The 13,477-nt window shown below is 70.2% G+C and carries 16 protein-coding genes; 15 read left to right on the top strand and 1 reads right to left on the bottom strand.

Annotated elements, in window-relative coordinates; genetic code table 11:
- Positions 1-65: 65 nt before the first annotated feature.
- From hisD to AU195_RS24315, 9 genes are all read left to right on the top strand, one after another.
- The gene (gene hisD / locus AU195_RS24355; protein ID WP_172800719.1) at positions 66-1,379 is read left to right on the top strand and encodes a histidinol dehydrogenase; all 1,314 of its coding nucleotides are present in this window, start codon (positions 66-68) and stop codon (positions 1,377-1,379) included.
- Positions 1,376-2,509: a histidinol-phosphate transaminase gene (locus AU195_RS24350; protein ID WP_059161585.1), complete on the top strand. Its 1,134-nt coding sequence runs from the start codon at positions 1,376-1,378 to the stop codon at positions 2,507-2,509. The genes hisD and AU195_RS24350 overlap by 4 nt, the downstream gene beginning before the upstream one ends.
- On the top strand, positions 2,506-3,132 hold the full coding sequence (gene hisB, locus AU195_RS24345; RefSeq protein ID WP_059161584.1) for an imidazoleglycerol-phosphate dehydratase HisB: 627 nt from the start codon (positions 2,506-2,508) through the stop codon (positions 3,130-3,132). The genes AU195_RS24350 and hisB overlap by 4 nt, the downstream gene beginning before the upstream one ends.
- Positions 3,129-3,746: an imidazole glycerol phosphate synthase subunit HisH gene (gene hisH, locus AU195_RS24340; RefSeq protein ID WP_059161583.1), complete on the top strand. Its 618-nt coding sequence runs from the start codon at positions 3,129-3,131 to the stop codon at positions 3,744-3,746. The genes hisB and hisH overlap by 4 nt, the downstream gene beginning before the upstream one ends.
- Positions 3,747-3,777: 31 nt before the next feature.
- Positions 3,778-4,524, top strand: coding sequence for a bifunctional 1-(5-phosphoribosyl)-5-((5-phosphoribosylamino)methylideneamino)imidazole-4-carboxamide isomerase/phosphoribosylanthranilate isomerase PriA (gene priA, locus AU195_RS24335; protein WP_059161582.1), 747 nt, complete (start codon positions 3,778-3,780; stop codon positions 4,522-4,524).
- A 7-nt stretch (positions 4,525-4,531) separates the two neighbouring features.
- On the top strand, positions 4,532-5,347 hold the full coding sequence (locus tag AU195_RS24330) for an inositol monophosphatase family protein (protein ID WP_059161581.1): 816 nt from the start codon (positions 4,532-4,534) through the stop codon (positions 5,345-5,347).
- Positions 5,347-6,132 (top strand): imidazole glycerol phosphate synthase subunit HisF, encoded by a 786-nt coding sequence (gene hisF, locus AU195_RS24325; RefSeq protein WP_059094790.1) that lies wholly within the window; start codon positions 5,347-5,349, stop codon positions 6,130-6,132. The genes AU195_RS24330 and hisF overlap by 1 nt, the downstream gene beginning before the upstream one ends.
- A 63-nt stretch (positions 6,133-6,195) precedes the next feature.
- Positions 6,196-6,543 carry a phosphoribosyl-AMP cyclohydrolase gene (gene hisI / locus AU195_RS24320; RefSeq protein ID WP_059161580.1) on the top strand — a complete coding sequence of 116 codons (348 nt, stop codon included), beginning with the start codon at positions 6,196-6,198 and terminating at the stop codon, positions 6,541-6,543.
- Positions 6,544-6,553: 10 nt separating this feature from the next.
- Complete coding sequence (locus tag AU195_RS24315; protein WP_059161579.1) at positions 6,554-7,540, top strand: alpha/beta hydrolase; 987 nt, start codon at positions 6,554-6,556, stop codon at positions 7,538-7,540.
- Here the strand turns inward: AU195_RS24315 and AU195_RS24310 are convergent.
- A complete protein-coding gene (locus AU195_RS24310) occupies positions 7,537-8,001 on the bottom strand; it encodes a peroxiredoxin (protein ID WP_059161578.1) in 465 nt (154 codons plus the stop codon). The two genes, AU195_RS24315 and AU195_RS24310, sit on opposite strands and share 4 nt — an antisense overlap.
- 113 nt (positions 8,002-8,114) lie before the next feature.
- Here AU195_RS24310 and AU195_RS24305 point away from each other — a divergent pair, with 113 nt between their 5' ends.
- The 6 genes from AU195_RS24305 to AU195_RS24280 all read left to right on the top strand — a co-directional run.
- Positions 8,115-9,623, top strand: a complete 1,509-nt coding sequence (locus AU195_RS24305; RefSeq protein ID WP_172800718.1) for an anthranilate synthase component I — start codon at positions 8,115-8,117, stop codon at positions 9,621-9,623.
- On the top strand, positions 9,620-10,216 hold the full coding sequence (locus AU195_RS24300; protein WP_059161576.1) for a TIGR02234 family membrane protein: 597 nt from the start codon (positions 9,620-9,622) through the stop codon (positions 10,214-10,216). The genes AU195_RS24305 and AU195_RS24300 overlap by 4 nt, the downstream gene beginning before the upstream one ends.
- Positions 10,217-10,300: 84 nt before the next feature.
- Positions 10,301-11,119: an indole-3-glycerol phosphate synthase TrpC gene (trpC, locus tag AU195_RS24295; protein WP_059094785.1), complete on the top strand. Its 819-nt coding sequence runs from the start codon at positions 10,301-10,303 to the stop codon at positions 11,117-11,119.
- 1 nt (position 11,120) lies between these two features.
- A complete protein-coding gene (gene trpB / locus AU195_RS24290) occupies positions 11,121-12,383 on the top strand; it encodes a tryptophan synthase subunit beta (RefSeq protein ID WP_059161575.1) in 1,263 nt (420 codons plus the stop codon).
- Entirely contained in the window at positions 12,380-13,168 is a 789-nt protein-coding gene (gene trpA, locus AU195_RS24285; protein WP_059161574.1) for a tryptophan synthase subunit alpha, read from the top strand. Before trpB ends, trpA begins: the two co-directional genes overlap by 4 nt.
- Positions 13,165-13,477 (top strand): prolipoprotein diacylglyceryl transferase family protein (locus AU195_RS24280; protein ID WP_172800712.1); only part of this gene is annotated, 313 nt, incomplete at its 3' end. The genes trpA and AU195_RS24280, both read left to right, overlap by 4 nt.

Raw genomic sequence — 13,477 nt, 5'->3', positions numbered from 1 at the left:
GACGGCTCCAATACGATTTGGCCTGCTCTGGGACAATGGACAGCGTGAATGTATCGCCGGTGACGATGGCCCGCATCGACTTGCGCGGCAGGACGCTGTCCGCCGCGCAGTTGCGGTCGGCGCTGCCTCGCGGGGGCGTCGACGTGGACGCCGTCGTGCCGAAGGTCCGTCCGATCGTCGACGCCGTGGCCGACCGCGGCGCCGAGGCCGCACTCGAATACGGCGAGTCGTTCGACGGCGTCCGTCCCGGCGCGGTGCGCGTGCCCGCCGAGCGGCTGGCCTCGGCGCTGGCCGACCTCGACCCCGACGTCCGCGCGGCGCTGCAGGTCGCGATCGACCGGGCCAGGGCCGTCCACGCCGATCAGCGCCGAACCGACACCACCACCACCCTGGCGCCCGGGGCCACGGTCAGCGAACGATGGGTGCCCGTCGAACGGGTCGGCCTCTACGTACCGGGCGGCAACGCCGTCTACCCGTCGAGCGTGGTGATGAACGTGGTGCCCGCCCAGACCGCGGGCGTCGACTCACTGGTCATCACCAGCCCGCCGCAGGCGGAACACGGCGGTCTGCCGCACCCCACCATCCTCGCGGCCGCCGCACTGCTGGGCGTCGACGAGGTGTGGGCGGTCGGCGGCGCCCAGGCCGTCGCGCTGCTGGCCTACGGGGGCACCGACACCGACGGCACCGAACTCGCGCCGGTCGACATGATCACCGGGCCGGGCAACATCTACGTCACCGCCGCCAAGCGGATCTGCCGGTCGGCCGTGGGCATCGACGCCGAGGCAGGGCCGACCGAGATCGCGGTGCTGGCCGACCACACCGCCGACCCGGTCCACGTGGCGGCCGACCTGATCAGCCAGGCCGAACACGACGAGATGGCCGCCAGCGTGCTCGTGACCACCAGCACCGATCTGGCCGACGCCACCGACCGCGAACTGCGGCGGCAGCTGGAGACCACGGTGCACCGGCAGCGCGTCAGCACGGCGCTGACCGGCGAGCAGTCCGCGATCGTGCTCGTCGACGACCTCGACAGCGGGGTGCGGGTCGTCAACGCCTACGCCGCAGAGCATCTCGAGATCCAGACCGTCGACGCCGCCGAGGTGGCCGGCCGGATCCGTTCCGCCGGAGCCATCTTCGTCGGTCCCTACGCCCCGGTCAGCCTCGGTGACTATTGCGCCGGGTCAAACCACGTCCTGCCGACGGCCGGTTGCGCGCGTCATCAGAGCGGTCTGTCGGTGCAGACGTTCCTGCGCGGCATCCACGTCGTCGACTACACCGAGGCGGCGCTCAAGGACGTGTCGGGTCACGTCATCACGCTGGCGAAGGCCGAGAACCTGCCCGCCCACGGCGAAGCGGTGCGGCGGAGGTTCGAGTCATGAGCGTGGGGGAGCGCATCACCCTGGCGGATCTGCCCCTGCGTGAGGACCTGCGGGGCAAGTCGCCCTACGGCGCACCGCAATTGCAGGTGCCGGTGCGGCTCAACACGAACGAGAACCCGCACCCGCCGAGCCAGGCGCTCGTCGACGACGTGACCCGCTCGGTGGGCGAGGCGGCCGCCGAGCTGCACCGTTATCCCGACCGCGACGCGGTGGCACTGCGCAGCGATCTCGCCGATTACCTGAACCTGCGGACGGGCGTCGAGCTGAGCGTGGAGAACCTCTGGGCGGCAAACGGTTCGAACGAAGTGCTGCAGCAGCTGCTGCAGGCGTTCGGCGGCCCGGGGCGCAGCGCGATCGGGTTCGTGCCGTCGTATTCGATGCACCCGATCATCGCCGACGCCACCCGCACCGAATGGCTGCAGGCGCTGCGCGCCGACGACTTCTCTCTGGACGTCGACACCGCCGTGGGTGAGATCACCGCCCGGCGCCCCGACCTGGTGTTCGTCACCAGCCCGAACAACCCGTCCGGGCAGAGCGTTCCGCTCGATGACCTCCGGCAGCTGCTCGACGCGATGACCGGGGGCATCCTCATCCTCGACGAGGCCTACGGTGAGTTCTCCGCGCAGCCCAGCGGTGTGGCGCTGATCGACGAGTACCCGACCAAGCTGGTCGTCAGCCGCACCATGAGCAAGGCGTTCGCGTTCGCCGGCGGGCGGCTCGGCTATCTGGTCGCCGCCCCTGCGGTGATCGACGCGATGCTGCTGGTGCGGTTGCCGTATCACCTGTCGTCGCTGACCCAGGCCGCCGCCAGGGCGGCGCTGCGCCACGCCGACGACACGCTGGCCAGCGTCGCCACCCTGATCGCCGAACGGGACCGGACGGCGAACGGCCTGAGCCAGCTCGGTTTCCGCGTCGTGCCCAGTGACGCCAACTTCATCCTGTTCGGGGAGTTCGCCGACGCACCCGCCACCTGGCAGCGCTACCTCGATCAGGGTGTGCTCATCCGCGATGTGGGCATACCAGGCTATCTGCGGGCCACCACCGGGCTGGCCGAAGAGAACGATGCGCTGCTGGCCGCCTCAGCCCGCCTCGTCGAGACCGAACTCGCGGCAAGATTAGGAGCCTCATGACCGACATGCTGACCGGCACCCGCCGGGCCCGCGTCGAACGCAGGACCAAGGAATCCGACATCGTCGTCGATCTGGACCTCGACGGCACCGGGATCGTCGACATCCGCACGGGTGTGCCGTTTTTCGACCACATGCTCACCTCGCTGGGCAGCCACGCCAGCTTCGACCTCACCGTGCACGCCACGGGCGACATCGAGATCGAAGGCCACCACACGGTCGAGGACACCGCGATCGTGCTCGGGCAGGCCCTCGGGCAGGCGCTCGGCGACAAGAAGGGCATCCGTCGTTTCGGTGACGCGTTCATCCCGATGGACGAGACGCTCGCGCACGCCGCGGTCGACGTGTCCGGCCGGCCGTACTTCGTGCACACCGGCGAGCCCGACTACATGGTCGAGTTCACCATCGCCGGGTCGAGCGCGCCGTATCACACGGTGATCAACCGGCACGTCTTCGAGTCGCTGGCCTTCAACGCCCGCATCGCGCTGCACGTGCGCACGCTGTACGGCCGGGATCCGCACCACATCACCGAGGCGCAGTACAAGGCCGTGGCCCGGGCGTTGCGCCAGGCCGTCGAACCCGACCCGCGCGTGACCGGGGTGCCGTCCACGAAAGGCTCCCTGTGAGCAAGAAAGTCACAGTTCTCGACTACGGCTCGGGCAATCTGCGGTCGGCGCAGCGCGCGGTCGAGCGGACCGGCGCCGACGTCGAGGTCACCGCCGATGCGGACGCCGCGCTGAACGCCGACGGCCTGGTGGTGCCGGGCGTCGGGGCGTTCGAGGCGTGCATGGCCGGCCTGCGCGAGATCGGCGGGGACAAGATCATCGCCGAGCGGATCGCCGCAGGCCGACCGGTCCTCGGCGTCTGCGTGGGCATGCAGATCCTGTTCGCGCGCGGGGTCGAATTCGGCGTCGAGACCGCCGGATGCGGGCAGTGGCCCGGATCGGTGGTGCGGCTCGACGCTCCGGTGATCCCGCACATGGGCTGGAACGTCGTCGACGCCCCGGCCGGGACGACGCTGTTCCGCGGACTCGACCCCGACACACGGTTCTACTTCGTGCACTCCTACGCCGCCCAGCAGTGGGAGGGCAGTCCGGACGCCCTGCTCACCTGGGCCACCCACCACGTGCCGTTCCTCGCCGCCGTCGAGGACGGTCCGTTGTCGGCCACCCAGTTCCACCCCGAGAAGAGCGGCGACGCCGGTGCGACGCTGCTCCGCAACTGGGTCGAGGGGCTCTGATCTAAGGTTGTCCGTCGTGCCAGAGAAGTCCGTGTCTGAGAAAAGGCCGTTGATCCTCCTTCCCGCCGTCGACGTCGTCGAAGGCCGTGCCGTGCGCCTGGTCCAGGGCAAGGCCGGCAGTGAGACCGAATACGGGTCGGCGCTCGACGCCGCACTCGGCTGGCAGCGCGACGGGGCGGAGTGGATCCATCTCGTCGATCTCGACGCCGCCTTCGGCCGCGGGTCGAACCGCGAACTGCTCGCCGAGGTGGTGGGTCAGCTCGATGTGGCGGTCGAACTGTCCGGGGGCATCCGCGACGACGATTCGCTCGAGGCGGCCTTGGCCACCGGATGTGCGCGGGTCAACATCGGCACCGCCGCGCTGGAGAACCCGCAGTGGTGCGCGAAGGTCGTCGCCGAATACGGCGACCGGGTCGCGGTCGGGCTCGACGTCCTCATCGAGGACGGCAGGCACCGCCTGCGCGGGCGGGGCTGGGAGACCGACGGTGGGGACCTGTGGGAGGTGCTCAGCCGCCTCGACTCCGAGGGCTGTTCGCGCTACGTCGTCACCGACGTGACCAAGGACGGCACCCTGGAGGGCCCGAACCTCGATCTGCTCGGCCGCGTCGCCGACCGCACCGATGTGCCGGTGATCGCCTCCGGCGGGGTGTCGAGCCTCGACGATCTGCGCGCGATCGGCACGCTGACCGACCGTGGCGTCGAGGGTGCGATCGTCGGCAAGGCGTTGTACGCCGGGCGTTTCACGCTGCCCGAGGCGTTGGCAGCGATGGGGCAGTAGGGCGTCGATGGCACTGGACGAGACCGACCTGCAAGGTCTGGTCGACGAGGCCGCGGCGATTCTCGACGCCGCGTCCGAACCCTTCATCAACGGTCACCGCGCCGACTCGGCGGTGCAGAAGAAGGGCAACGACTTCGCCACCGAGGTGGACCTGAGGATCGAGCGCCAGGTCGTCGATGCGCTGACCGCGGCGACCGGCATCGAGGTGCACGGTGAGGAGTACGGCGGCGCCGACATCGACTCACCGCTGGTGTGGGTGCTCGACCCGATCGACGGCACCTTCAACTACGCCGCCGGGCTGCCCACCGCCGCGATCCTGCTCGGCCTGCTGCGCGACGGGGAGCCGGTCGCCGGGCTGACGTGGCTGCCGTTCATGTCCCAGCGCTACACCGCTGTTGCGGGAAAACCGTTGTACGTCAACGGTGTCGAGCAACCCGCGCTGCAGAAGGGTGCGCTGTCGGACTGCGTCGTCGGCACCGGGACGTTCAACATCGACTCGCGTGGGCGCTTCCCCGGCCGCTGGCGGGTGGCGCTGCTGGAGAACCTGAGCAGGCAGTGCAATCGGATCCGGATGCACGGCGCCACCGGACTCGACCTGGCCTACACCGCCGCCGGTGTCCTCGGTGCGTCGATCAGCTTCGGTCACCACATCTGGGATCACGCCGCCGGCGTCGCGCTGGTGCGGGCCGCCGGTGGTGTGGTCACCGATCTGGCCGGGGCGGACTGGACCCCGCAGTCGAGGTCGGTGCTGGCCGGTTCGCCACAGGTGCACGGCGAGATCCTCGACATCGTCGCGTCGGTCGGCGCGCCGGAGGACTTCTGATGGCCGCCGACAGAGAACTCGCCGTCCGCGTGATCCCGTGCCTGGACGTCGACGCGGGCCGCGTCGTGAAGGGCGTGAACTTCGAGAACCTGCGCGACGCCGGCGATCCGGTCGAACTCGCCGCGGTCTACGACGCGGAGGGCGCCGACGAGTTGACGTTCCTCGACGTCACCGCGTCGTCGTCGGGCCGTTCCACGATGCTCGACGTGGTGCGCCGCACGGCCGAGCAGGTGTTCATCCCGTTGACCGTCGGTGGCGGTGTGCGGGCGATCGCCGATGTCGACGCGTTGCTGCGGGCCGGCGCCGACAAGGTCTCGGTGAACACCGCCGCCATCGCGCGCCCGGAACTGTTGGCCGAACTGGCCCGTCAGTTCGGCTCGCAGTGCATCGTGCTGTCGGTGGACGCCAGGACCGTGCCGCAGGGGGAACCGCCCACCCCGTCCGGGTGGGAGGTGACCACGCACGGCGGACGCCGCGGCACGGGTATCGACGCCGTCGAATGGGCAACGCGCGGAGCGGAACTCGGCGTGGGCGAGATCCTGCTGAACTCGATGGACTTCGACGGCACCAAAGCCGGGTTCGACCTGCCGATGCTGCGTGCGGTGCGGGGCGCGGTCACCGTGCCCGTCATTGCGAGCGGCGGCGCGGGTGCGGTGGAGCACTTCGCGCCCGCGGTGAAAGCGGGCGCCGACGCCGTGTTGGCCGCCAGCGTCTTTCACTTCAAGGAACTGACGATCGGTCAGGTCAAGGCGGCGATGGCGGCGGAAGGGATCACGGTGCGGTGATGAGCGCTTGCGCGAAGAACGGAGGGCACTGGTGAGCGCTTGCGCGAAGAACAGAGGGCACTGATGCCTCTCGACCCGGATATCGCATCGCGCCTCAAGCGCGACGCCAGCGGCCTGTTCACCGCGGTCGCGCAGGAGCGCGGCACCGGTCAGGTGCTGATGGTGGCGTGGATGGACGACATCGCACTGGACCGCACACTGCGCACCCGCAAGGCCACCTACTGGTCGCGCTCCCGTGGTGAGCACTGGGTCAAGGGCGAGACGTCGGGCCACACCCAGTACGTGCACTCGGTTCGGTTGGACTGCGACGGTGACACCGTCCTGCTCGAGGTCGACCAGACCGGCGCGGCATGCCACACCGGCACGCACACCTGCTTCGACGCCGACGTGCTGCTGACCCCGGAGGCTTAAGCTCCCGGGTGTGAAGAAGTCGGCGGCCATCCTCGGTGTCGCGGCGGCGGTCGTGGCGGGGCGGTACATCGTCGCGCGGAAGGCGTTGGCCTCCGTGGCTCGCGATCTGCGCAGCCCGGTCCTGCCGTTGGTGTCCGCACCGTCGAACCGAGCGACGATGCTCGTGACCCGCAGGGCGATGAGGTTGCCCACCCCGTCCGGTCGCGGTGTCACCGTGACGGAGGCGCGTGTCGGCGACCATCGGTGCCGGGTCGTGATCACCTCTCCGACGGGAAGCGGTTCGTCGCGTCCCGCCGTGCTGTGGATTCACAGCGGCGGGTTCGTCGTCGGCTCACCGCAATTCGAGGCCTTCATCACCGGTCAGCTGGCGCGCGAACTCGGCGCCACCGTGGTGGCGCCGGACTACCGGCTGGCGCCGGAACACCCGTTCCCCGCAGCGCTCGACGACTGCATGGCGGTTCTGATGTGGATGCGCGCCAACGCAGCCACGCTCGGCATCGACGCGGACCGGATCGTGGTCGGCGGCGCGAGCGCCGGTGGCGGCCTGGCTGCCACGGTTGCGCAGCGCAGTCATGACCAGGGTGTTCGGCTGCGGGGTCAGGCGCTCGTGTACCCGATGCTCGACGACCGCACCGTCCTTCGCGACGACCACGCCGGGCGCGGTCGGTTCGTGTGGACGCCGGCGTCCAACCGGTTCGGCTGGACCTCGTATCTGGGCCACGAGCCCCGCGTGTCCGACGCTCCCGAGTACGCGGCGGCCGCCCGCAGGCACGACCAGGGCGGCCTGCCCCCTGCCTGGCTCGGCGTCGGTGAGCTCGACCTGCTTTACGACGAAGGTGTCGACTACGCCGAGCGCCTGACGGCCGGTGGGGTGCCGTGCGAACTCATCACCGTGCCCGGGATGTACCACGCCGCCGACGCCATCGCCGCCAGGGCGTTGTCGATGAAGACGTTTCGCGCCAGCATGCTGAATTTCATGCGGGCACAGCTGGTTTAGGCGGACTGGCGCTGGCGCAGCACGGTCAGCGCCTTGTCCGCGTGGGCGTCCATGTTGAGCTCACTGGAGAACACCTCGAGCACCGTGCGGTCGGTGTCGATCACGAACGTCGTCCGCTTGACCGGCATCAACTTGCCCAATAGGCCCCGCTTGACGCCGAACCGTTCGGCGATCGCCCCGTCGGTGTCGGAGAGCAGCGGATAGTCGAAACGCTGCGTATCGGCGAAGCGGGCCTGTTTGTCGACCGTGTCGGTGCTGATGCCGACGCGCGTTGCGCCCACGGCTGCGAACTCGGCGGCGAGGTCGCGGAAGTGGCAGGCCTCCTTCGTGCACCCGGGCGTCATCGCCGCCGGGTAGAAGAACATGACCACCGGCCCGTCGGCCAGCAAACCCGTCAGGCTGCGTGCAGCGCCCGTCTGGTCGGGCAGTTGGAAATCCTCGACTCGGTCACCGCGTTTCATGAGCGCTCACGCTACGCCTCCTGCCGGCGAACGGGTCCGCACCGGTCTGGGAGAATCGCGACGTGCAGACCACCGCCGGCTCCGCCCTCGACACCGCGCGCGAGCGCTCGTCGCTGGCCACGACCACCTCTCGCGAGGACTTCCGGGCACTGGCCGCCGAGCACCGCGTGGTGCCGGTGGTGCGCAAGGTGCTCGCCGACAGCGAGACGCCGCTGTCGGCGTACCGCAAGCTCGCCGCCAACCGGCCCGGGACCTTCCTGCTCGAATCCGCCGAGAACGGACGGTCGTGGTCGCGGTGGTCGTTCATCGGGGCGGGCGCACCGTCGGCGCTGACGGTCCGCGACGGCGAGGCGGTGTGGCTCGGTGTGACGCCGAAGGACGCGCCGAGCGGCGGTGATCCGCTGCAGGCGCTGCGGTCGACGCTGGCGTTGCTGGAGACCGCGCCGCTGCCGGGTCTGCCGCCGCTGTCGAGCGGTCTGGTCGGGTTCTTCGCCTACGACATGGTCCGCCGGTTGGAGCGGCTGCCCTCGCTGGCCGTCGACGATCTCGGACTGCCCGACATGTTGCTGCTGCTGGCGACAGACATCGCCGCCGTCGACCACCACGAGGGCACCATCACCCTGATCGCGAACGCCGTGAACTGGAACGGCACCGACGAGAACGTCGACGGGGCGTACGACGACGCCGTCGCCAGGCTCGACGTGATGACTCAGGCGCTGGGACAGTCGCTGCCCTCGGCGGTGGCGACGTTCGCCCGGCCGGCCCCCACGCACCGGGCGCAGCGCACCGTCGAGGAGTACACCGCGATCGTCGACAAGCTCGTCGGCGACATCGAGGCCGGTGAGGCGTTCCAGGTGGTGCCGTCGCAGCGGTTCGAGATGGACACCGCCGCCGATCCTCTCGACGTCTACCGGATGCTGCGGGTCACCAACCCCAGCCCCTACATGTACCTGCTCAACGTGCCCGATGAGGCTGGGGGACTGGACTTCTCGGTGGTCGGCTCCAGTCCGGAGGCGCTGGTGACCGTCGCCGACGGCAAGGCCACGACCCATCCGATCGCCGGCACCCGCTGGCGGGGCGACACCGAGGAGGAGGATCTGCTGCTCGAGAAGGAGCTGCTGGCCGACGAGAAGGAACGCGCCGAGCACCTGATGCTGGTGGACCTGGGCCGCAACGACCTGGGCCGGGTGTGTGAGCCGGGCACCGTCCGGGTCGAGGACTACAGCCACATCGAGCGGTACAGCCACGTCATGCACCTGGTGTCGACGGTCACCGGGCGGCTGGCCGAGGGCAGGACCGCACTCGACGCGGTGACGGCCTGTTTCCCGGCGGGCACGCTGTCGGGCGCCCCCAAGGTGCGGGCCATGGAGCTCATCGAGGAGGTCGAGAAGACCCGCCGCGGACTTTACGGTGGGGTGCTGGGCTACCTCGACTTCGCCGGTAACGCCGACTTCGCGATCGCGATCCGCACCGCGCTGATGCGTGACGGGATCGCCTACGTGCAGGCCGGCGGGGGAGTTGTGGCCGACTCCAACGGTCCCTACGAGTTCAACGAGGCGGCCAACAAGGCCAAGGCGGTGCTGGCCGCCGTCGCCGCCGCCGAGACTCTGCGCGAACCATGACCCGGATCGCCCAACTCGTCCTCGTCCTCGGTGCCGCGGTGCTGTGGGTGGCGTCGCGGCTGACATGGGTCGACGTGCACTCGTTCGACGGGCTGGGTCAGCCGAAGACCTCGACGTTGCCCGGGGCGGAGTGGTCCACCGCGCTGATCCCACTTGCGCTGCTGGTGTCGGCGGCGGCCGTCGCGGTGCTCGCGGTGCGGGGATGGCCGCTGCGGATCCTGGCCGTGCTGGTGGCGGCGGCGAGCGCGGGGATGGCCTATCTCGGGATCACGCTGTGGGTGATCGTCGACGTCGCCCCGCGGGCGGCCAACCTGGCCGAGGTGCCGGTCGCCGACCTGACCGGCACCGAACGTCACTTCGCCGGGGCGGTGCTCACGCTGGTGGCGGCCGCGCTGGTGCTGGCCGGCGCGGTGTTGCTGATGCGCGCGGCGGTGAAGGGGACCGCGACGGCGAACAGGTACGCGGCGCCGTCGGCGCGGCGCGCCACCGCGGTGAAACAGGAGGAACAGGGGGAGCCGATGTCGGAACGGATGCTGTGGGACGCGCTCGACGAGGGCCACGATCCCACCGATCGCGACACGAAGGGTCGGTGACAGGCGATGGGGTCGCTGCGACTACCCTTCGATGAGAACCATCCGGCATCTGCCGGCGACGTACCAGAGGGGGATCGACGGGCTATGAGTTCGGCGACCGTGCTCGACTCCATCATCGAGGGAGTCCGCGCCGACGTTGCCGCTCGAGAGGCCGTGGTCAGCCTTACCGAAATCAAGGAACGGGCGCAGCGCGCGAAGCCTCCGCTGGATGTGATGGCCGCCCTGCGTGAACCCGGCATCGGTGTCATCGCCGAGGTCAAGCGGGCCAGTCCGTCGCGTGGGGCGCTGGCCCACATCGGTGATCCGGCCGACCTGGCCCGCGCCTATCAGGACGGCGGCGCCCGCGTGATCAGCGTGCTGACCGAACAGCGCCGGTTCAACGGCTCGCTCGACGATCTCGACGCCGTCCGGGCCGCGGTGTCCATCCCCGTCCTGCGCAAGGACTTCATCGTCCGGCCGTACCAGATCCACGAGGCGCGCGCCCACGGCGCCGACATGTTGCTGCTCATTGTGGCTGCCCTCGAGCAGCCCGTGTTGGAGTCGTTGCTGGAGCGCACCGAGTCGCTGGGGATGACGGCGCTGGTCGAGGTCCACACCGAAGCCGAAGCCGACCGTGCCCTGCAGGCCGGTGCCCGGGTGATCGGCGTCAACGCCCGTGACCTCAAGACGCTGTCGGTGGACCGGAACTGCTTCGCGCGGATCGCCCCGGGGCTACCGTCCAACGTCATCCGCGTCGCGGAGTCCGGCGTGCGCGGCCCGGCCGATTTGCTGGCCTACGCCGGCGCAGGGGCGGACGCCGTGCTCGTCGGCGAGGGCCTGGTCACCAGCCGCGACCCCCGCAGCGCGGTGGCCGATCTGGTGACCGCCGGAACACATCCGTCCTGCCCGAAGCCGTCCCGATAGCGTGGCCGAACTCCTCGACTCGGACCTGCCGCGCTCCAGTGCGGCCGTCGCCGAACCCACCAGCCACGACCCCGACGCCCGCGGCCACTTCGGCCCGTACGGCGGACGTCTGGTTCCCGAGGCGCTGATGGCGGTCATCGAGGAGGTCACCGCGGCGTACGAGAAAGCCCGCGGCGACCAGACGTTCCTCGACGAACTCGACCGGCTGCAGCGCCACTACAGCGGGCGCCCGTCGCCGCTGTACGAGGCCACCCGACTGAGCGAACACGCCGGCGGCGCCCGCATCTTCCTCAAGCGGGAAGACCTCAACCACACGGGATCCCACAAGATCAACAACGTTCTCGGGCAGGCCCTGCTCGCCCGCCAGATGGGCAAGACCCGGGTCATCGCCGAGACCGGCGCAGGCCAGCACGGCGTCGCGACGGCCACGGCCTGTGCACTGCTCGGCCTGGACTGCGTGATCTACATGGGCGCCGTCGACACGGCCCGCCAGGCGCTCAACGTGGCGCGGATGCGCCTGCTCGGCGCCGAGGTGGTCTCGGTTGAGTCCGGCTCCAAGACGTTGAAGGACGCGATCAACGAGGCGTTCCGCGACTGGGTCACCAACGCCGACGAGACGTACTACTGCTTCGGCACGGCGGCGGGCCCGCACCCGTTCCCGCTGATGGTGCGCGACTTCCAGCGGATCATCGGCCTCGAGGCGCGGGCGCAAATCCAGGCGCAGGCCGGCCGGCTTCCGGACGCGGTGACGGCGTGCGTCGGCGGCGGGTCCAATGCGATCGGTGTCTTCCACGCCTTCATCGACGATCCCGGCGTGCGGTTGATCGGGTACGAGGCGGCCGGTGACGGCGTCGAGACCGGTCGGCACGCCGCCACGTTCACCGGCGGCTCACCCGGCGCGTTCCAGGGGTCGTTCTCCTACCTGCTGCAGGACGAGGACGGCCAGACCATCGAATCGCATTCGATCTCGGCCGGTCTGGACTACCCGGGCGTGGGTCCCGAGCACGCGCTGCTCAAGGACATCGGCCGCGCCGAATACCGGCCGATCACCGACTCCGAGGCCATGGACGCGTTCTCGCTGCTGTGCCGCACGGAAGGCATCATCCCGGCCATCGAGTCCGCGCACGCGGTCGCCGGTGCGCTCAAACTGGGCCAGGAGCTCGGGCCGGGTTCGATGATCCTGGTCAACCTCTCGGGGCGTGGTGACAAAGACGTCGAGACCGCGGCGAAATGGTTCGGTCTGCTGGACAAAGGCGGTTCATGAGTCGGTTGGGTGGCTTGTTCGACGCTTGCCGCGCGGAGAAGCGCGCGGCGCTCATCGGATACCTGCCGACCGGGTTCCCCGACGTGCCGGCGTCGATCTCGGCGATGACGGCGTTGGTCGAATCCGGTTGCGACATCATCGAAGTCGGCATCCCGTACTCCGATCCGGGGATGGACGGCCCGGTCATCGCCGCCGCCACGGAGGCGGCGCTGCAGGGCGGTGTGCGGGTGCGTGACACGCTGGCGGCGGTCGAGGCCATCAGCAACGCGGGTGGCCGCGCAGTGGTGATGACGTACTGGAATCCGGTGCTGCGGTGGGGGATCGACGCGTTCGCGAGGGACCTCGCCGCCGCGGGCGGGTTGGGCCTGATCACCCCCGACCTCATCCCCGACGAGGCCGACGAGTGGATGGCCGCTTCGGACGCTCACGATCTGGACCGGATCTTCCTGGTGGCGCCGGCGTCGACGCCCGAGCGGCTCGCCAGGACCGTCGAGGCGACCCGCGGATTCGTCTACGCCGCGTCGACCATGGGGGTCACCGGTGCCCGCGACGCGGTCTCGAGCGCCGCACCCGAACTCGTAGCGCGCGTCAAGGAGGTGTCCGACATCCCGGTCGGCGTCGGCCTCGGCGTGCGGTCGCGGGAGCAGGCCGCCGAGATCGGCGCGTACGCCGACGGGGTGATCGTGGGTTCGGCACTCGTCTCGGCGCTGAAGGACGGATTGCCTGCGGTGCGGGCGCTGACCGAGGAACTAGCCGAGGGAGTGCGCCAGAGGGTCCCCGCGTGACGAGCACGCTGGCCTACATCCCCAGCCCGTCGCAGGGCGTGTGGCAGCTCGGGCCGTTCCCGCTGCGGGCGTATGCGCTGTGCATCATCGTGGGCATCATCGTCGCGCTGGTGCTGGGCGACCGCCGTTGGGAGGCGCGCGGCGGTGAGCGCGGCGTCATCTACGACATCGCCCTGTGGGCGGTGCCTTTCGGGCTGATCGGCGGCCGGCTCTACCACGTCATCACGGACTGGCAGACGTACTTCGGACCGGACGGCGCGGGCCTGATCGCCGCGTTCCGGATCTGGGAGGGCGGGCTGGGCATCTGGG

Origin of the sequence: Mycobacterium sp. IS-1496, from assembly GCF_001499995.1 — a bacterium.
GTDB lineage: Bacteria > Actinomycetota > Actinomycetes > Mycobacteriales > Mycobacteriaceae > Mycobacterium.
This window is presented reverse-complemented; position numbering and strand designations above follow the sequence as displayed.